Annotated in this window: 22 protein-coding genes, 1 tRNA gene and 5 pseudogenes; 11 read left to right on the plus strand and 17 right to left on the minus strand. The window is 64.9% G+C overall.

Annotated elements, in window-relative coordinates; translation table 11 throughout:
* The coding region (locus B9A15_RS00005) for a cupin domain-containing protein (protein ID WP_139798124.1) at positions 1–123 on the plus strand (123 nt) is incomplete at its 5' end.
* Between the two features lie 81 nt (positions 124–204).
* Here the strand turns inward: B9A15_RS00005 and B9A15_RS00010 are convergent.
* The 3 pseudogenes from B9A15_RS00010 to B9A15_RS00020 all read right to left on the minus strand — a co-directional run.
* Positions 205–447: pseudogene (locus B9A15_RS00010) on the minus strand (transposase); the annotation flags it as partial.
* Between the two features lie 34 nt (positions 448–481).
* Positions 482–1,870, minus strand: a pseudogene (locus B9A15_RS00015) (IS256 family transposase).
* Between the two features lie 78 nt (positions 1,871–1,948).
* Positions 1,949–2,499 (minus strand): annotated as a pseudogene (locus tag B9A15_RS00020) (transposase); the annotation flags it as partial.
* Positions 2,500–2,543: 44 nt separating this feature from the next.
* Here B9A15_RS00020 and B9A15_RS00025 point away from each other — a divergent pair.
* The 3 genes and pseudogenes from B9A15_RS00025 to B9A15_RS00035 all read left to right on the plus strand — a co-directional run.
* Positions 2,544–2,720, plus strand: a pseudogene (locus B9A15_RS00025) (integrase core domain-containing protein); the annotation flags it as partial.
* 69 nt (positions 2,721–2,789) lie between these two features.
* Positions 2,790–3,199, plus strand: a pseudogene (locus B9A15_RS00030) (ATP-binding protein); the annotation flags it as partial.
* 517 nt (positions 3,200–3,716) lie between these two features.
* The gene (locus B9A15_RS00035) at positions 3,717–4,634 is read left to right on the plus strand and encodes a site-specific integrase (protein ID WP_084407735.1); all 918 of its coding nucleotides are present in this window, start codon (positions 3,717–3,719) and stop codon (positions 4,632–4,634) included.
* Between the two features lie 85 nt (positions 4,635–4,719).
* On the opposite strand, the gene B9A15_RS00040 is transcribed toward B9A15_RS00035, so the two are convergent.
* Positions 4,720–4,794, minus strand: a tRNA-Val gene (locus tag B9A15_RS00040).
* A gap of 223 nt (positions 4,795–5,017) precedes the next feature.
* Here B9A15_RS00040 and B9A15_RS00045 point away from each other — a divergent pair.
* The 6 genes from B9A15_RS00045 (at position 5,018) to B9A15_RS00065 (ending at position 9,065) form a co-directional block, all read left to right on the plus strand.
* Positions 5,018–5,362 (plus strand): hypothetical protein, encoded by a 345-nt coding sequence (locus tag B9A15_RS00045; protein WP_084407737.1) that lies wholly within the window; start codon positions 5,018–5,020, stop codon positions 5,360–5,362.
* Between the two features lie 91 nt (positions 5,363–5,453).
* On the plus strand, positions 5,454–7,439 hold the full coding sequence (locus B9A15_RS00050) for an AAA family ATPase (RefSeq protein WP_084407738.1): 1,986 nt from the start codon (positions 5,454–5,456) through the stop codon (positions 7,437–7,439).
* Positions 7,436–7,603 carry a hypothetical protein gene (locus tag B9A15_RS22770; RefSeq protein WP_170923113.1) on the plus strand — a complete coding sequence of 56 codons (168 nt, stop codon included), beginning with the start codon at positions 7,436–7,438 and terminating at the stop codon, positions 7,601–7,603. The genes B9A15_RS00050 and B9A15_RS22770 overlap by 4 nt, the downstream gene beginning before the upstream one ends.
* A 10-nt stretch (positions 7,604–7,613) precedes the next feature.
* Positions 7,614–7,889 carry a hypothetical protein gene (locus tag B9A15_RS00055; protein ID WP_084407740.1) on the plus strand — a complete coding sequence of 92 codons (276 nt, stop codon included), beginning with the start codon at positions 7,614–7,616 and terminating at the stop codon, positions 7,887–7,889.
* Complete coding sequence (locus B9A15_RS00060) at positions 7,870–8,061, plus strand: hypothetical protein (RefSeq protein WP_084407742.1); 192 nt, start codon at positions 7,870–7,872, stop codon at positions 8,059–8,061. Before B9A15_RS00055 ends, B9A15_RS00060 begins: the two co-directional genes overlap by 20 nt.
* 50 nt (positions 8,062–8,111) lie before the next feature.
* Complete coding sequence (locus B9A15_RS00065; RefSeq protein ID WP_084407744.1) at positions 8,112–9,065, plus strand: metallophosphoesterase; 954 nt, start codon at positions 8,112–8,114, stop codon at positions 9,063–9,065.
* 62 nt (positions 9,066–9,127) lie between these two features.
* On the opposite strand, the gene B9A15_RS00070 is transcribed toward B9A15_RS00065, so the two are convergent.
* From B9A15_RS00070 to B9A15_RS22775, 3 genes are read right to left on the minus strand one after another with little or no spacing between them, the layout of a single operon-like run.
* Entirely contained in the window at positions 9,128–9,397 is a 270-nt protein-coding gene (locus B9A15_RS00070) for a hypothetical protein (protein ID WP_139798125.1), read from the minus strand.
* 53 nt (positions 9,398–9,450) lie between these two features.
* Positions 9,451–9,642 (minus strand): hypothetical protein, encoded by a 192-nt coding sequence (locus B9A15_RS00075; protein ID WP_139798126.1) that lies wholly within the window; start codon positions 9,640–9,642, stop codon positions 9,451–9,453.
* A 25-nt stretch (positions 9,643–9,667) separates the two neighbouring features.
* Complete coding sequence (locus B9A15_RS22775) at positions 9,668–10,243, minus strand: AcrIF11 family anti-CRISPR ADP-ribosyltransferase (protein WP_170923114.1); 576 nt, start codon at positions 10,241–10,243, stop codon at positions 9,668–9,670.
* Positions 10,244–10,340: 97 nt separating this feature from the next.
* Between B9A15_RS22775 and B9A15_RS22780 the strand changes: the two genes are divergently transcribed.
* Entirely contained in the window at positions 10,341–10,496 is a 156-nt protein-coding gene (locus B9A15_RS22780; protein ID WP_170923115.1) for a hypothetical protein, read from the plus strand.
* Between the two features lie 119 nt (positions 10,497–10,615).
* Here B9A15_RS22780 and B9A15_RS00085 read toward each other — a convergent pair whose 3' ends face one another.
* The 10 genes from B9A15_RS00085 to B9A15_RS00130 form a co-directional block, all read right to left on the minus strand.
* Positions 10,616–11,392 (minus strand): Rha family transcriptional regulator, encoded by a 777-nt coding sequence (locus B9A15_RS00085; protein WP_084407750.1) that lies wholly within the window; start codon positions 11,390–11,392, stop codon positions 10,616–10,618.
* Positions 11,393–11,598: 206 nt separating this feature from the next.
* On the minus strand, positions 11,599–12,738 hold the full coding sequence (locus B9A15_RS00090; RefSeq protein WP_244556743.1) for a GGDEF domain-containing protein: 1,140 nt from the start codon (positions 12,736–12,738) through the stop codon (positions 11,599–11,601).
* An 83-nt stretch (positions 12,739–12,821) separates the two neighbouring features.
* A complete protein-coding gene (locus B9A15_RS00095; RefSeq protein ID WP_084407754.1) occupies positions 12,822–13,166 on the minus strand; it encodes a hypothetical protein in 345 nt (114 codons plus the stop codon).
* Positions 13,163–13,717, minus strand: coding sequence for a hypothetical protein (locus B9A15_RS00100; RefSeq protein WP_084407756.1), 555 nt, complete (start codon positions 13,715–13,717; stop codon positions 13,163–13,165). Before B9A15_RS00100 ends, B9A15_RS00095 begins: the two co-directional genes overlap by 4 nt.
* Positions 13,717–14,106 carry a hypothetical protein gene (locus B9A15_RS00105; protein ID WP_084407758.1) on the minus strand — a complete coding sequence of 130 codons (390 nt, stop codon included), beginning with the start codon at positions 14,104–14,106 and terminating at the stop codon, positions 13,717–13,719. The genes B9A15_RS00100 and B9A15_RS00105 overlap by 1 nt, the downstream gene beginning before the upstream one ends.
* A 106-nt stretch (positions 14,107–14,212) precedes the next feature.
* Positions 14,213–14,602 carry a hypothetical protein gene (locus tag B9A15_RS00110; RefSeq protein ID WP_139798128.1) on the minus strand — a complete coding sequence of 130 codons (390 nt, stop codon included), beginning with the start codon at positions 14,600–14,602 and terminating at the stop codon, positions 14,213–14,215.
* Positions 14,602–14,964, minus strand: coding sequence for a hypothetical protein (locus B9A15_RS00115; protein WP_084407761.1), 363 nt, complete (start codon positions 14,962–14,964; stop codon positions 14,602–14,604). Before B9A15_RS00115 ends, B9A15_RS00110 begins: the two co-directional genes overlap by 1 nt.
* 2 nt (positions 14,965–14,966) lie before the next feature.
* Positions 14,967–15,242 carry a hypothetical protein gene (locus B9A15_RS00120; protein WP_084407763.1) on the minus strand — a complete coding sequence of 92 codons (276 nt, stop codon included), beginning with the start codon at positions 15,240–15,242 and terminating at the stop codon, positions 14,967–14,969.
* Positions 15,239–15,535: a hypothetical protein gene (locus B9A15_RS00125; RefSeq protein ID WP_139798129.1), complete on the minus strand. Its 297-nt coding sequence runs from the start codon at positions 15,533–15,535 to the stop codon at positions 15,239–15,241. Before B9A15_RS00125 ends, B9A15_RS00120 begins: the two co-directional genes overlap by 4 nt.
* A gap of 229 nt (positions 15,536–15,764) precedes the next feature.
* Positions 15,765–16,322, minus strand: a complete 558-nt coding sequence (locus tag B9A15_RS00130) for a hypothetical protein (protein ID WP_084407767.1) — start codon at positions 16,320–16,322, stop codon at positions 15,765–15,767.
* Positions 16,323–16,362: the final 40 nt, after the last annotated feature.

Consider the following 16,362-nt stretch of genomic DNA (forward strand, 5'->3'; position numbering starts at 1 on the left):
GGCTGCGTCCACCGGCTGCACAATCCCGGCAAGATCGACCTGAAGCTCATCGAGGTCCAGGTCGGCAGCTATACGGGCGAGGACGACATCGTGCGGATCGAGGATGTCTACGCGCGGAGTTAAAGTGCGTCGGAGATAGCTAGGAGCAGCTGCTAGAGCCTGCCATGGACCGGCGGCGAGTAGAGTGGTCTGTTTTAGCATGATTCAAACAAATGCGACCATGTGTAAACCTGTAAGTGTGCTTGCATAGCGTTCGTAATCCTTGACGAGGCGGCGAAAACGGGTCGCCCATGCGAAGGATCGCTCTACCACCCAGCGGCGGGGTAGGACGACGAAGCCCCGCTTGGCCTCCGGCAGACGGACAACCTAGAGTTCGACGCCGTTCTGGCTTGCTGCCGCGGTGGCCTTCTTTCCGGTGTAGCCCTGATCGACGAACGCCTTCTCGACGCGAGCTATGGCCGAAATTGGGTGATGGAGCCGATCAGGCGACGCGTTGATTTGCATCGGGAATGATCGCGACACCGTCGGCGAATTTGACGCCTGCGATGACCATCGGCAAGCGATTTTCGCCTTTCAGCCTTCGCCAGGTCTTCGAAGCCGCCATGACGAGCTTGAAGACCATGAGCTTGGCGGTCTTGTGCGACAGGGCGCCTTTCGTTCGCACGGTTCGGTGCCGGACAGTGGCGAAGACGCTCTCGATCGGGTTGGCCGTGCGCAAATGATCCCAATGTTCCGCCGGGAAGTCGAAGAAGGCGAGGAGCGCCTCGCGATCTTTCGTCAGGCAGTGGACGGCCTTCGGATATTTGACGCTGTTCGGCGGGAGAACAGTCCACTGGACTGTTCTCGTTCACCGCCTCACTCTCCTCGAACATCGCGATGGCAGCCTCGGCGCTGGCACGATCCGGCGCATCACGGACCTCTCGCAGATCGGCCTTCATATTCGGCTGCACCGACTTTGGGACCTTGTTCAGGACGTTCGTGACCTTGTGAACCCAACACCTCTGGTGCTTCGTTCCTGGAAAAATCTCATCGAGCGCCTTCCAAAAGCCCATGGCGCCATCACCGACTGCGACTTCAGGCGCGATGGCAAGTCCGCGAGCCTTCAGATCGACGAGGAGTTCGCGCCAGCTTTGAGTGCTCTCGCGCACGCCCATCTGGAAGCCGACGAGTTCTTTCTTTCCCTCCGGCGTCGCGCCGATGATCACCAGCATGCAGGCGGCGGCGTCTTCCATGCGTGCCTGGCGGTAGACGCCGTCAGCCCAGACGTAGACGTAATGGCGGGCGGAGAGATCGCGTCGCTGCCAGCGGTCGTAATCGCCCTGCCAGTCGTCCTTCAGCCGAGAGATCACCGACGGCGAAAGGTTCGGCGCGTCCTTGCCGAGCAAGGCTGTGAGCGCCTCTTGGAAGTCTCCCGTCGAAGGCCCCGCAGGTAAAGGACCGGCAGCAAGGCATCGAGGCTCGTCGTGCGGCGCACCCGTGAGGAGCGTTCGCGAAGCGAACGGATCGCACGTCGATCCGAGCGAGGAACGCATCGAGCGACATCGCGAGAGGCCGGCAGGACCGCAGAGGTGAAGGTGACGCGTTCGCTGCCGACGCCATCGCCGGCGCCACGATCGCGAACCTTCGCCCGCTTGACCGGAACCGGGCCGATGCCGGTCTGGATCGCTCGCTTCGGGCCGTGGCCATGGCGAACGAAACGAGCGCCACCATCGGAAAGTCGCTTCTCCTGCATCGCGGCGAGGAAGGCAGCGGCTTCCGCCTCGATCGCCTCGGCAAGAAGACGCCGGGCGCCGTCGCGCAGGACTGTGGTCAGGGGATCATCAATCGTGTCGGGATGTCGAAAGGCGGAAACGGTGCTATCCGCCGTCATGGGCGTATCGCTCCTACGGGAGGTTCTAGCAGGCTTGATCACCCGCCTCGATACGCCGCCTCTCTCAGACCGTCATCACCCAGCTTCCGCCATAGCTCTCTCGACGCTGCCGTCGGTCTCTGTCTTGATCGCTGGCGTTAATCGCGCGACCACATCCCGATTCCCCACATTGGCCGGCGTTGTCTCCAAGCCGATCGGATATCCGATCGTATCGGTGCCAAGATGGATCTTCGAGCCGTTCTTGCGTTTGGCACCGTCGTATCCGGCCCGCTCGCCGCTTTCGGGGAGGAGCGGAGCGTGCGACTGTCCAGAACCGCCGCCGACGGACCGGGTTCGCGTTCCGCGGTCATGCGCAGGACCGCGCGAAGATCGTCGGCGATGTCGACAAAGCAGTCCGCCGCGAGCCAGCGCTGCATCTGCTGATAGACAGCCGCCCAAAGCGGCAGGTCATGCGGCAAGAAGCGCCATGGGATGCCCGTCTTCACCACGTATCGCAACCCGTTGAAGACCTCGCGAAGGTCATGGTCGCGCTGACCGGCTTCTTCGTCGAGAAGCCGAAGATAGGACGCGACTAAAGCCCACTCTTCATCGGAAACGTCGGTCGGATCGGAGAAGCGACGGTCTGACATGATCAATCAACGCAAAACCATCAAAACCGATTCATAACAGGCTCTATGACAACGCTCTCGCTGAGACGATCAATGGCCTCTACAAGGCTGAGGTCATTCACCGACGCGGACCATGGCGCAGCTTCGAAGCGGTCGAATTCGCTACCTTGTCCTGGGTCGACTGGTTCAACAATCGCCGGCTGCTGGAGCCCATCGGCAACATCCCGCCGGCGGAAGCCTAGGAACGCTACTACGCCATGCTGGAGCAGCAAAACATAGCAGCGTAACTTAAACCAAACGGCCTCCGGCAAACCCGGGGCGGTTCAACCCATCTGGCGATCGCCATCGCCCGAGCCCGCATCCGCTCAGGCGCCTGGGGCCGCTTCTTCAACGTCGTCGACCTCGTCAACAAGCTCGAGGCGAAAGGACGGGCGGGCCGGCAGGGACGCATGGCGGACTACCTCACACGGTGGACTTCATCGTCCTCGACGAACTCGGCTATCTGCCGTTCGCCCAGTCCGGCGGCCAGCTCCTGTTCCACCTGATCAGCTGGCTCTACGAGCAGACGTCGGTGATCGTCACCACCAATCTCGCCTTCGGCGAATGGCCCTCGGTCTTTGGTGACGCCAAGATGACGACGGCACTCCTCGATCGGCTGACCCACCACTGCGACATCATCGAGACCGGCAACGAGAGTTGGCGCTTCAAGAACCGCCTCTGATCGACTGCCCTAGCGCCGTACGCAACGGCCTCGTCATCGCTTCGCCTATGGCTTCGCGATCACGAGGCCGTTGCGCATCCGACACCCGCGGAGGGGTCCCGTTTGAACGCCGATGAGGGGTCCCATTTCAAAGCCGTTTGCCAGCCCGCGTCCGTATGGCGGAAAGGGCGCCCGATCGACCCCGGCTTCCCAAGGTCGGAAACACGGCTGCGGCACTGGCCGCACTCGATCGCATCGGGAAGCGATCACACACATCCCGCTAATTAGCCCATCGGGATTGGCCGAGGGCATAGCGGAGAAGACCGCTAATACCGAGAAAACGTGAGCCCGCCCGCCTGTGGCTCGACGCTACACGCCGCAATCAGGATGGATCTATCCGCCAGGCCGCCCGCTGGGTCATCAAGGACGGTAAGAAGGCCGTTACGACGGGCTTCCTGGAAGCCGAGCGGGAGAGGCCGAAGAGGCCCTATCCGCATACCTCTACGACAGGCAGCGGGCGGCGCCCGAGAAGAACCGTATGGCGGAGGACGTCGGCTGCGCCGAGGTGATCCTGTCCTATGTCGAAGCCGCACTGCGTCGCGTCGCCGTTCCTGACGATCTTCGGATGCGGGCGAAGAAGCTGATCGAGTTCTGGGGCGACAAGCAGCTTTCGGATATTGGCGTGGACACCTGTGAGGCTTATGTCGAATGGCGGGGTAAGCTACCCTTTGCCCGCCGAGAGCTGGACGAGTTCCGAGCGGCGATCGCCAGGGCGCATGCACGCAAGCTCTGTCGCGACAAGCCGACCGTCACGATCCCGCAGAAGGGCAAGAGCCGTCGCGACTATCTGACGAGGGATCAGGCAGCCGCGCTTTTCTGGCATCTCTACAAGACCCGCAAGGTGCAGCACGAACACACGACGAAGCGCTTCCCAATGCGGCATATCGTGCCCTTCGTCCTGGCACCTCTCTACACTGGAACGCGCTCGCGTCGGATCTGGCAGGCCAGTCTGGTTCGCCAGGAAGGCCGGCCCTTTCTCGATCCGGAGTCCGGCGTCTTCTACTGCGCCTTTCCGGGCAAAGACGTGTCGGAGACGAAGCAAGCCGGGTCGATCCGCATCCCTGATCGTCTGAGGACTAACGCTCGTCGGTCGGCGAAGACGAAGACATATGTCTGCGAATATCGGGGCAAGCCATCGGACCCGAAGAAGGCTTTGGCCAAGGCATTCGATCAGGTCTTCGGCGAGGGGCATCCCTTCGTCCGACACTCCCTCCGCCACACCCGCGCGACATGGCTGCTCTGGGCCGGCGAGGATGTGGGCGACATCACGGCCTATCTATCAATGACTCGCGAGATGCTGATGAAAGTCTACGGGCACCAGCACCCAGATGCCAACAAAAACGTCGGGAAGGCGCTTTCGACGGGCAGGGCGGGAAGGCGCCGACCATCGATTTAGTTCGTTTCGCTGGCCGAAAAGGTGGTTGGCTTCTCAAGAGCCGATCACCATATCAGAAATAATCCAATGAAATCAGGCCAGTAAATGGTGGGCGCGACAGGGATTGAACCTGTGACCCCCTCGGTGTGAACGAGGTGCTCTCCCGCTGAGCTACGCGCCCGGTGCCTGCTCTGTAGGGGTTTGCGTGTTTCGGCGCAAGTCCCGATTTCACCGTCCGTTCCCGGTGATTTCCGACGTTTCGGTAAACATCGGTGGACGCGATCCCGGTTCGTTCGCCGATGGCGAATGTCACGCACGGCTGCCATAGCGCCACGAAATGTCACCCGTGTGCGACATTCCCCGACACCCGCCTCGCGCCAGCCGCCACCGCTATTCCGGAAGACATGACCGAAGACCGCGACCCCGACATCCGGACTGACGATCCCACGCACTACAGATTCCTGGCGCTCGTGAAACGCCTCGCCGGTGGGATCTATGTCGAGGAGACGATGTACGTCCTGGGCGTCGCGAAGCGCACCGCCGAGAGGTGGCTCGGCGGCAAACCGGTCCCTGATCCCGTGATTGAGCGCATGGAAGAGGCCGCGCCTCTCGTCGAGGACTTCCAGCGCGATCTCCACGCGCTCGTCGGCAGGCACCGGGAAGCGGGTCTGAGCGAACACCTGATGCGCCTCCGGATGCGCCAGTACTCGAAGACGCTCGCAGAGACCCCGGAAAAAGACGACGGGTAAGGACTTCTTAAGAAGTTCGCGCTAGCGTCCGAATTCCTTTGACCTCTCGCAGGGCCGGCTACGTCGGCAGGCGGGGAACCGGAGACCACCGATGGCCAAGAACCTCCGCCTCCTGGGCGGTGGGCGCGACGACGCGCCCGATGCCCTCATCCTCGACGACATCCACGACCTCGCGTCGGACATCCTCCACGCCGACGAAGACGATGACGACGATCCGGATCCCGGTCCCGATCTCCGTCCGTCGCAGCGCGTCGCGCGGATCGTGCTCGAGCGTTCCGGCCTGATGCATGCATTCCGCGACCGGATCGTTCTGGGCGTCCCCGGCGTCTGGCTCGTCGAGTGCGGCGCGGACGGCTGGACTAACACCGTTATCCGGACGATCGGGAAGTCGCTTCACCTCTCGTTCGACCACTACCAGTGGGGGCGCGGCTTCGACCTGTCGCTGCTCGCTCGCGCGGCCGATCTCGGCCGCCATATCATCATGACGCGGGATGACGACGACGATCCGTTCGACGACGAGATCCGGCTCTTCGCGCTCGCGGAATTCGACCTTCGCGACGACCGCCATGAAGACGTCGCACAGATCGTTTCCGATCATTTCGGGCGTCAGATCGACTGGCCGGCCGACCTTCCGGCGCGTCGGATGCCTTACCACGCCCTCGATTACGCTCTCGTCTATGGCGCCGACGAGGCGGCCGCCGAACGCCTGGTCCGCGTCCAGATCGCCGTCGAGGAGCGGAAGCGGGCCGAGTCGGCTATCAGGCGTGTGGAAGAGCAGGAGAAGGAAGCTGCCCGGAACGCCTCGCGGCGCGGCAGCGGCGGCAAGGTCGACATTCTGCGGCCGACTTCACCCCGCGTCGAGGACCTCGCGGGCTACGGTGACGCGGCACGCTGGGCGGCTGATCTCGTTGCGGACATCGCGGCATATCGCGCCGGCGAGATCGCGTGGAGTGAGGTTGACACGGGCGCACTCCTCGTCGGCCCGCCCGGCACGGGGAAGACCTTGTTCGCAAGCGCGTTGGCGGCATCCTGCGACCTGCCCATGATTTCCAGTTCTTTTGCTCAGTGGGCGGCGACGGGCGCGTCATATCAGTCAGACACGATCCGCGCGATGCGTCAGACGTTCGAAGCCGCCGCCGCGAACATCCCGCTTTTGCTCTTCATCGACGAAATCGATTCTCTGCCTCGCCGAGGCGTGTCGCCGAGGCACGACGACTACTGGCGCCCGATCGTCAACACCGCTCTCGAATGTTTTGACGGCACGCTTCGCACGGAAGGCATCGTCGTCATCGCGGCCTGCAACGACGCGTCCGGCCTCGACCCCGCGCTCCTGCGTTCGGGCCGCCTGGACCGTCGATTCGAGATCGCGTTACCGGATGCGGCCGCGCTCGCTCGGATCTTCGCGCACCACGCGCCCGATCTGCCGTCGTCGGCGATCGAACCGGTCGCGACGGCGCTCGCGGGTACGGCGTCGGGCGCAGACGTCGCGAGGTTCGCCAGGGAGGCGAAGAGGATCGCTCGGCGCGAGCGGCGTACCGTGTCTGGGGCCGATATCCTGAAGGTCGCGCTGCCGGCTGAGACGCGGACGCGGGAACTCGTCCTCAGGACTGCGATCCACGAAGCGGGGCATGCGATCGCGCTCATGCTGTCGGGTCATGTCCCGCGCGCCCTCTCGATCGTCGTGGACAGCCTGTCGGCGGGCCATGTCTCGTTCGATGTCGATAGCACCGCCGGCCGCCTCGCGGACGTCTACAGGATCGCTCTGCCCGCGCTCGCCGGCCGGGCGGCGGAAGACGTCCTTCTCGGCGAGCCCACGATCGGCGCGGCCGGCGACCTCGAGACCGCTTCCGGCCTCGTCGCCGGCCTGGACCGCGGAGGCCTCGGCGGGTTCCTTACGCCGGCGCAGCCGGACGGAGATCGCGTCGAGGCGAGGATGAGGAGGCTCTACGCGGAAGCCGTCATGCTCGTCATCCGGAACCGCGGGGCGATCATGGAGCTAGCGCACCTGGCCGTCGAACGCCGGGTTCTCGGAGAGGCTGCACTTCGCGAATTCGCGACGAAGAGGGGGCTGGCATGATCCTCCGTTTCGCCGTCGACTTACCGGACGACATCGAACCCCGCCTTCGCGAGATCGCGGAGCGCCGCGAAGTCCCGATCGAGCGCGTCATCGGCGAGGCGCTTATTCTCTATGTCGTGCACGCGTCACTCGATGAGACGCTGCGTGAGCGCAAGATCAACTGAGGGCATCGTCATGAAGATCACTCATAACGCCGGTGCTCGCGGGCGCCGCCAGGACGCCTTCACGATGGCATGCGAGGAGATCGCGGTCGATCCCGTCGATGCCGCTGCGGCGCTGACCGAACTCTTCGCCGCGCTCACCGAGCCCGGCCGGCGGGCGCTCCTTCACCTCGTCGTCGAAGGACTGCCGACGCGCGTCGACGAGGTCGTCGGAAACGACGTCAGCGCGTCACTACTCCAGATATATGACCGACGGATGGAGGCGCGCGATGCAGATCGAGATTCCTGAGGCCACGCTTGCCCGCCTCGCGGACATCCAGTCGCGCGAGGGCACGTCACCGGAAGAATTCGCGCAGACCGCTGTCGAAGTATGGAGCCAGTTTTCCATTGAAGACCGCAGGTATCTCGGCCTTGTCGGCATGAAGATATTGCTCGCGAAGATGCGGGTCCATTCTTGCTGAATGCCCGCGTATCGTCTCGTCGTCCGACACTCAAATAGGAATCATGTCGTATGACTAAGCTCCATATCCTTTCCGATCTGCACGACGACATCTGTGCTCCGGCCCTCCAGGTGCCCTTCGAGATCGAGGACGCCGGCGCGGACGTGATCGTCGTCGCCGGCGACATCGACGGCCGTCTTTCGACGCGCGGACGTCTCCTCCTGGAGGGCATTCGCCGGCGGCTGCCGAACACGCCCATCGTCGCCGTCGCCGGGAATCACGATTTCTGGCGCGGCTCTATCGACCGCGAGATCGAACGGACCCGCGAACGCCTGCACGACGACGGGATCCACATTCTCGACGGCGACACGGTCGTTCTCGCCGGCGTCAGGTTCGTCGGCGCGACGCTCTGGACGGACTACTGCGTTGCCGGCGACGATTTCGTCGCGAAGCGGCAGGCGGCCGCCGTCATGAACGACTTCCGCTACATCCGGACGGGCTCCGGCGCTGATCGCGGCCGCCTGCGCCCGGACCGGCTCCAGTCGCTGCACGCCCGCCATCGGAGGTACATCGAAGGTGTACTGGCCCAGCCCTTCTACGGCCCGACGGTCGTCGTCACGCACCACGCGCCGCTTGCGACGAGCCTGCAGCACGCCAAGGTCACGGAGCCCGAAGACGGGGCGTATGCGTCCGATCTCGGCGAGACGATCGCGCGCTACAAGCCGGACGTCTGGGTGCATGGGCATGTCCACGTCGCCCGCGATTATGACGTCGGCGAAACGAGGATCGTCGCGAATCCGAGGGGCTACACCTGGCGAGCGGGTGCGAGGTTCGGCGGCGGGCTGCAGTCTGAAGACACGGGTTTCGACCCGCGGAAGACGATCGATCTTCCGACCCCGGCGCCGCGCGAGGACCGAGCCGAGAAGCCCGAGGATCCGATGGCGGCGTTCAAGGCACTCGGAGACGACATCTCCTCCCGGCGATCGTCGCCGTCTTCGAGCGCGTCGCCGGGCTTCAGGCGCTGACGCTTACGCGCACCCTGGCGACGGTTTCGGCCGCCGCCCGGGGCCTTACGCGCACTTTAGCTTCAGCCGTGCCCTCCAGCAGCACCCGGCCGGCCGTACTCGCACTGAACGATCGCGCGAATCCGGACGACGAGATGCTCCGCGATCTCGCGCCTCGCGGCGTCGTAATCCTGTGGGCTGATCTTCGGACGGCCGGCAGAAATCCTTTGCAGGAGGTCAGGCGGGAGTTCGAGGATCGCCATCTGGATGATCGTCCGCATGTGCGTCGAGGTGTTGTCGGCCTTCTCGTCGAGGCGGCCGAGAGGACGGCGTGGGCGGGCGCGGCGTGACATGAAGAAGCCTCCGATTCGGTGAACCGGAGGCTAAACAATGTTCTTGTTTTGATCTAGCGGGTGGCAGCGCGGATGAGGGCGTCGCCGGCGGGCGTGAGGAAGTGCCGGCAGGAGCGAGGGTCGTATTTCGTCAATCCGCGGGCTTCGAGTTCGATCATGACCCGTGTCCGCTGCGCCGGCATAATGAAGTCGCCTAGGAAGCGTCTGAGCATGATGGCGTCTGCCTGTTCGTCGGTCATCGTCACCTCGAATCTTGAGCCATTCACGTTTTCAGCCGCAGATCTCAGAGTATCGGCCAACGTAGCGCCAGCCGGCATTCAGTTCGTTCTCGCGTTCGGCGAAGTCGACGATGTAGACGTCGCCCTGCTCATCCCAGTCCTTCACCGCCGTGTAGCCGGCACGACGTGCGGTCTGGGCGCGGATGCGCTGGAGTGCCCACGACGCCTTGCCGTCCTCGTCGACGAAGGCCTCCTCGTCGCCGCGAAGGATGTCGGTCGGATCGAACTCGCGCCGGACGAAGGCCCTGTCGTCGCCCTCGCACTCCATCTCGCGGCGGTCCTCGGCGGCTTCCCATGCCTGCGAGAAAATCTTCCGTATGTCGCGTTCGGCCTGCTCGTCGAGGTCGAGGCCGCGAGCGGCGATGTAGTCCCACTCGACGTCGAGGACGTGAATATGATCGCCGTCGATCGAGGTGACGTAAGCGCCTTCGCAGATAGCCTCCGCATCGTCGAGATCGGCTTCGACGCCAGTGAAGAAAAGGCAGCAATCGAAGGCCGCGTGAGCGTGGGCTTTCGTGACCTTGAGATCGGCGACCGGGGAGCAGTGGACGAGGTGGAGGGCGGTCATCTTGGGCGGTTTCCGTATTCGCGTCTTGATGTCCCCTTATATAAACGGTATCGTTTATCCGGTCAATAAGCGATATCGTTTATTTGAGGAGAATCGTATGGGAAGACCGGCACTGGACGTCTCGCCGACGGTCGTGCGGCTGACGACCGATCAGCGGGCGCGGATCGAGGCTCTCGTCGGAAAGCGGGGGCTGGCGGGGTTCATTCGTGCGGCGGTAGAGGCCGAACTCGAGCGCCGCGAGACCGGGAAATGAAAAGGCTCCCCGGAGGGAGCCTTCCGACCGCCTGTCCGGCGGCGACCGCTTGTGCAGCGGCTAACCTGTTCGATATGGGGCGGCGCGGGCGAGGTCGCAAGCGCCGCCGGTCTGGATCGTTAACCCGCCAGCCTCGCGTGGCCGAACAGGTCGGGCCAGCGTTCGATCACCTTCGCGAAATACTGCATCCCGGACGGCGTCACGAACGTCTGAAAGCGGGCCTTGTCGTCGACCATCGTGCACTTCACGTCGAAGATGCCCATCTTCTTATAGTGCGCCCGCGGGACCAGTGAGCCACCCTGGTAGAACAGGAAGTCGCGCTTCAGGTACTGGATGAACTTGTTCGGGCTCTGGTCGAGGATGCGAGCGGCGTTCTGCAGACCGTACAGGCCGTCGGCGCCAGCGAAGTCGTCGTAGAACTCGGTCTTCGGCGCGGCGACCTCGATCGCCTTCGCCTGCTGAGACACGGTCGCTTCGAGCGCGATGACTTTTTCGGTGTAGCCGAGAAGCAGGTTCCGGAGCGCGGTCGGATCGGAAAGGTCGGTCGGTCGACAGCGAAGTTCCTCCTCCATGCGGTTGAACGCCTCGATGTAGCCCATCTTCCACCGTAGGGCCTTCTGCCCCGTGAACCCCATGACGAGCAGCGAGAAACCGTCGCGGTTCATGTCGAAGTAGCGGTGGCGCTGGGCACCCGTATTCTCGTTCGCGTAGCACCCCTGCACAAAATGGTGCAGGGCCAGAGAGGGCTCGCTCGCGATCAGCGCGTCGATCGCGCGGAGGACGGTGCGATGCTCGCGATCGAAAACCTCGGCAACGACGCGCGAGTCCGCGAAAACTGCTCCGTCCCGGATGAAAACGACGGGCTCTTGCGATATGGTGAGGGCATCCTTGGTCATGGCTTACTCCATGGTTCGAGGTCAGGCCCGGATCCGGTGTTGACGCACCGCCCGGGCCGTTTCGTTTGCCTCTTCAGGATGCCCGATTCCCCGCACGAATCAAGCGCAACTCCCTGCAAAATATAGGGTTTCGCCGCCCGCTAGTTGCGTGCATGAAAAGCGAACGCTAACGCGATAGCGTTCCGTTGATGTGCTCAGTGAGCTAATCAGGCGGCCAATGCGATGGCGGACGATCCGGTGATCTCAGTCCGATCGCGACCGTTCTCCTTCGCCAGATAGACGGCTTCGTCCGCAGATGCGAAGAGCGCGTCGAAAGAGACGGATGACCCTGCGGCCGTGGCGACGCCGATGCTCACGGTGACCTGGCACGCCTTCCCGCCGATGTCGAAGGACGTCTGCCCGATCGTCCGGCGGATGCGCTCCGCGGCGGCGACCGCTTCCGGAGCATCCGTCTCCGGCAGCGCGACGAGGATCTCTTCGCCGCCGAAGCGGGCTACCAGATCGACGGAACGAACCGAGCGGGCGACGATGTCCGCGACGCCTTGCAGAACCGCGTCTCCGGCCGAATGTCCGTGGCGATCGTTGACGACCTTGAAGTGATCGATATCGAGGAGAAGGACCGACACCGGCGTGCGCGCGACTCGCGCCGTCGCGATCATTTCGGTGATCGTCGAGCGCATCTTCCGGCGGTTGACCAGACCCGTCAGCGGATCGGTGCTGGCCTGTCGCTCGAGGTGTGACGCCCGAGCGACTCTGTAATGCTCTTTCGCCAGGAATGTCCCGAAGATCACGACTCCGAGCGTGTCTATCGCCGCCATCGGCCCGATCGTGCGCATGAATACCGCCACGGCGTCAGGGTTCGGGACGGTAAGGATGAAAAGGAGCGGCACGTTGCTCGCGAGGCCGAGAAGCGCCAGCCGCCGCATGGAATAAGCCCTGCCGTTCCGAAAGACCAGCCAGGCGAACAGGACGCCGACGAGCGCCGTCGCCCAGATGTTGGCGATGCCGGGCCACATGCCCGCGCCGCCGGCGATGGCGCGGACGATCGAGGTCATGACCGAAGAGACGATCGCCGCCATCGTTCCGCCGAACGGTGCCGCGAGGACGAGCATGACGGCTCTAGGGTCGACCCGCAGCCCGGGCGCGAGTTCGACGGCGTTCGCTATGGAAAGAGAGGCGCCCGCACCAAATACCGCCCCGATCGCGAAGCTGCGGACGAGGGGCGTCGGCACGCGCCTGAGAAGCGTCCCGTACGACATCGTCAGGAGCGCGAATATTCCGATCGCGTTCACGACGCCGAGAAGAAAACTGGGAAGCACGTAACCCTCCATCTTATCGGAAGCCACGATACGTCCGGGACTGTTACGAAATCCTCCTCGTCCACTGAATTCGTATTGTAGATCGGCGACTTGATGATCCCGAGATCCGCTCAGCGGAGGTCATAGACCCCGCACATGTGCAGATCGCCGCCGCCCTGACGCAACCTCGGCGGCCGCCGTCGCTTCTCCGCGACTGTCGTCGTCACGACGGTCCGGCCGTCGCAGACGAGGCGATAGCCGTCCACGGTGACCGCGCTCGCGCCCCTCCGGATCCACCTGTGCAGCCTCGGCGGACAGACGAGGTCGCGGGCTTCCCGGACGGAGATCTCCAACGCGGCGCAGACCGCGAGAAGGCGGGCGCGGTCGTCGGCGGCGCCGGGGCAGAGGGCCGAGAAATCGACGTGGTGCACGCGCTCGAAGAAACGGACCGCGGCGTGATCGGTGACGGGGCTCATCGCAGGTCTCCGAGCGGGATGCCGAGGCCTCGATCGGTCGCGACGGCGCCCGGCGGTGGCAGCGGCAGCGGACCGAACGAGGCCACGACTTTCCGCCCCCAGACCCGGTTCCCCGCGTCGTCCAGCGTCCAGAGTTGGCAGGGCACGCGGACCGTCCAGGACCCGTCGCCGTCGGCGAGCTTGCTCGGGACAAGAGCGTAGTAGCCACGGATCGGGATCGTGTCGCCGGCCGCGCCCATGGTCTTGCCGGCTTGCGTCCCGTCCGGCCGGAAGAACGGCGAAGGCGGAGGAACGCCGACGTCGTCCGGATCCGAGAAGTCGACCCAGACCGGGCCCCGGCCGCTTTCGAGGTCGCAGGACAGAAGCTTAAGGACGTCGACGTCGACCACGACGCGATCGTGGCCGCTCTCGTCGACGAGGCGGCTGACCGTGTAGCCGGCCGGATCGGCATAGACCTGCGCCGGCGTCTGCGCGACGACGATGCCGGCGATCAGCGCGCCGGCGGCGACCAGGTAGGAGACGGGCGAGATGTGCTTAGCCTTCGCGCGCATCAGCCTTCCCCCCGCATCGCATCGACGAGGACGCGCAGGTGGATCAGTTGCCGCTCGAGTTCCCGCTGGCTCTGGCGGAGTTCGGAGACGTCCTGCCCGGCACGCTGCGCCTCGACGATGCGCGTCTTCATGTCGTCCGACAGACGCTCGGCCGTCGCACGAACTGCCTCGATCTGAGGCACGATCTCCTCGACGATCTTCAGCCGCTGATCGATCGTGTCGATCTGCGCAGACGACTGGCTCCCGGTGTCCCAGGCGTCGGAAATGTTGCTGACGAAGCCCCCGGTCGACGCGACGAGCGCGGCGATCGCCGTCAGAACGGCCGCGACCGTGCCCCACGCGAATGCGCGAGGCGCCGGCGGCGGCTGGTTGTTAGGATCCCCGCTCACTCTTCATATCCCCTCGTCGGGAACCGGACCGCGCCCCCGCGCATTGATCCGACACCCCTCCAGAATTCTCGAAGCCCGGCTTTCCCCTCAGCCGGGCTTCCTCGTTTCAGGCCTCGCGCTGCCAGCGCTGCCAGATGTTCATCGACGGTCGGACAAGCGTCGGCTTCTCGACGACCCCCGCCCGCCGGAGCTTCTCGTCCCGGAGATCATCTTCCGCGTTCCGCAGGTCGCGCTTCGCCCGATCGACGGCGCCGAGATATCCGGCGTCGCGGCCGCCATTGCGTTCGAGCCGCCGGCGGACCTGGCGGGAAGCGCCGGCCGGAGCGACTGCTCCGCGCGAGCGGATCTCGTTGAGCGTGGCCTTGGACGTCGCGGCGGCGGCCTCGAGATCGGCGATCGCGCGAATGGCGCGCCATTCGGGAGCGCCAGCCTCGTCCGTGAAGAGGCCGAACTCCATTCGTGGAAGCGGGCGATTGCTCCAAGACGCATCAACCATCACACGGCCTCCTGGAGCCCGGCTAGGCGACGAGCCTCGGCGTGGAGATCGTCCGCGGTCCGGGCCATCCTCGCCGCGTCCTTGCCGTCTCCGCCGATATCGCGCGACAGCCGATATGCGGCTGCCGCGGTCTCGAGCATCTCGCGGATGCGGGTATGGAGATCGATCGGGTCCTCGGTGGCTTCGGGTTCCGCCTGCTCGCGCTTCACGACCTCTTCGATCCCGCGCACGGTGAAGCGATCGTCGAATTCGAACTCGATGGACGAGACCGGCCGCGGCGGCAGCACGTAGCCCTCGGCGTCCGTGAACCCGACGAGCGGATGCTGCCCGTCGCGGTGTTCGACCGTGAATATCGTCTTCATGCTCACTCTCCTTCTGTCTGACGGCCGTCGCGCTCGACGATCGACCGGATTGCTGAAACCTTGCGCCGACAGTCCTCCCCGGCGGCATCCATCTCCACGACCCACCGCGCGACGTCGCTCTGCCTCGCGAGATCGCCCGCGGCCGGCCGGTCGCGGCACGCGAGAAGCTGAGGCGGGATCCGATCGGCGAGAGACGGCGGCGGCACCAGAACGGTCCGCGTCGTCGTGCAGCCGGAGATCGCGAGCGCGGTCGCGAGGGCGGCTAGGGCGCGGATCATGCTGCTTCCCACGCGTATCGCGCCGTCACCTCCGTCGAGATGAAGCAGTCGTCGGACGCCTGGTCGTAGACTGCCCGACGGACGACGACATCGCCCCCGGTATCCACCGCGACGAGAGTGCCCGGGGGGCTCTCGAACCAGTCTTCGCAATCCTCGGCTCTCGCGTTCCGACGGCATGCATAGTCGTCGGCGATCTCGCTTACGTCCTCGCCGAACGCGACGAGTTCGGGCTCGCTCTCGGTCGACAGGTCGGTGAAGAGCGCGTAGCCCATGATCCCCTCGAACTTCTTCATCGCGTTCCTTTCGATGTCGGCCGCCACGGCGGCATTGCGTGCGCGGAAAGCGAACGATACGGGCGTCTTCGCGTCGTTCATCCAAGAAACCATCCCAATATCAATGAGATAGCCGCCGTTATCGCGTAGCCTCCGATGGCGAGACAGGCGCCGCCGGCGCATAGACGGAGCCAGACGCGGCTCCACTCCGCGAGGTCGGAATCGGGGCGGCAGGTACAGCAGCGGCGGGTCATGCGGACCTCCTCGGGGCCGTCGGTGCGCATGTCAGAGAGACGCGGCCGCGCAGACGCTCTTCGAATTCCGGGCGTCCGAAGATGTCGGCGATCGCGACGTTGACGAGCGCGAGGCAGAGGCTTTCGCTCGGGATCTCGATGACCTTCTCGACGCGGCCTGCGACGACGCTGACGAACGTCCAGACTTCCGTGACGCCTTCGAACGTAGTCCTCGTCAGGCCGCGGATCGTGTCACGGAGCACGGGCGCGGTCGGCGCGTCGCGGTCCGTCCCCGCATCCTTGGCAATCCGGTCGCGAAGGCGGGCGATCTCGTCCTGCGCGGCGTCGGCGGCCGCTCTTTCGTCGGCGAGGATCATCAGCGTCTCGCGATGCGCGGATTCTGCGCCTCGACGGCGGGCTTCGGAGACCACGAGGCCGGCGCGAGCGTCGGCGAGGTCGGCTTCCGTCTCGACGAGGGAGACGCGGAGCGCGGCGGCGGCTGCCTGCTGGTAGACCGCGTAGCCACAGCACGCGAGAGCAGCGGCCGCGAGGGCGGCGATGACGTACTTGCTCACCAGTCGATCCCTTTCGAGGGGGCGCATTTGCGCATGAAGA

Source organism: Fulvimarina manganoxydans (assembly GCF_900176465.1).
GTDB lineage: Bacteria > Pseudomonadota > Alphaproteobacteria > Rhizobiales > Rhizobiaceae > Fulvimarina > Fulvimarina manganoxydans.

Coding starts and splice junctions, on each gene's coding strand:
- B9A15_RS00035 (WP_084407735.1), top strand. CDS start 3,717: ATGGCGGAGGACGTCGGCTGCGCCGAGGTGATCCTGTCCTATGTCGAA.
- B9A15_RS00045 (WP_084407737.1), top strand. CDS start 5,018: ATGACCGAAGACCGCGACCCCGACATCCGGACTGACGATCCCACGCAC.
- B9A15_RS00050 (WP_084407738.1), top strand. CDS start 5,454: ATGGCCAAGAACCTCCGCCTCCTGGGCGGTGGGCGCGACGACGCGCCC.
- B9A15_RS22770 (WP_170923113.1), top strand. CDS start 7,436: ATGATCCTCCGTTTCGCCGTCGACTTACCGGACGACATCGAACCCCGC.
- B9A15_RS00055 (WP_084407740.1), top strand. CDS start 7,614: ATGAAGATCACTCATAACGCCGGTGCTCGCGGGCGCCGCCAGGACGCC.
- B9A15_RS00060 (WP_084407742.1), top strand. CDS start 7,870: ATGCAGATCGAGATTCCTGAGGCCACGCTTGCCCGCCTCGCGGACATC.
- B9A15_RS00065 (WP_084407744.1), top strand. CDS start 8,112: ATGACTAAGCTCCATATCCTTTCCGATCTGCACGACGACATCTGTGCT.
- B9A15_RS00070 (WP_139798125.1), bottom strand. CDS start 9,397: ATGTCACGCCGCGCCCGCCCACGCCGTCCTCTCGGCCGCCTCGACGAG.
- B9A15_RS22775 (WP_170923114.1), bottom strand. CDS start 10,243: ATGACCGCCCTCCACCTCGTCCACTGCTCCCCGGTCGCCGATCTCAAG.
- B9A15_RS22780 (WP_170923115.1), top strand. CDS start 10,341: ATGGGAAGACCGGCACTGGACGTCTCGCCGACGGTCGTGCGGCTGACG.
- B9A15_RS00085 (WP_084407750.1), bottom strand. CDS start 11,392: ATGACCAAGGATGCCCTCACCATATCGCAAGAGCCCGTCGTTTTCATC.
- B9A15_RS00095 (WP_084407754.1), bottom strand. CDS start 13,166: ATGAGCCCCGTCACCGATCACGCCGCGGTCCGTTTCTTCGAGCGCGTG.
- B9A15_RS00100 (WP_084407756.1), bottom strand. CDS start 13,717: ATGCGCGCGAAGGCTAAGCACATCTCGCCCGTCTCCTACCTGGTCGCC.
- B9A15_RS00110 (WP_139798128.1), bottom strand. CDS start 14,602: ATGGTTGATGCGTCTTGGAGCAATCGCCCGCTTCCACGAATGGAGTTC.
- B9A15_RS00115 (WP_084407761.1), bottom strand. CDS start 14,964: ATGAAGACGATATTCACGGTCGAACACCGCGACGGGCAGCATCCGCTC.
- B9A15_RS00120 (WP_084407763.1), bottom strand. CDS start 15,242: ATGATCCGCGCCCTAGCCGCCCTCGCGACCGCGCTCGCGATCTCCGGC.
- B9A15_RS00125 (WP_139798129.1), bottom strand. CDS start 15,535: ATGAAGAAGTTCGAGGGGATCATGGGCTACGCGCTCTTCACCGACCTG.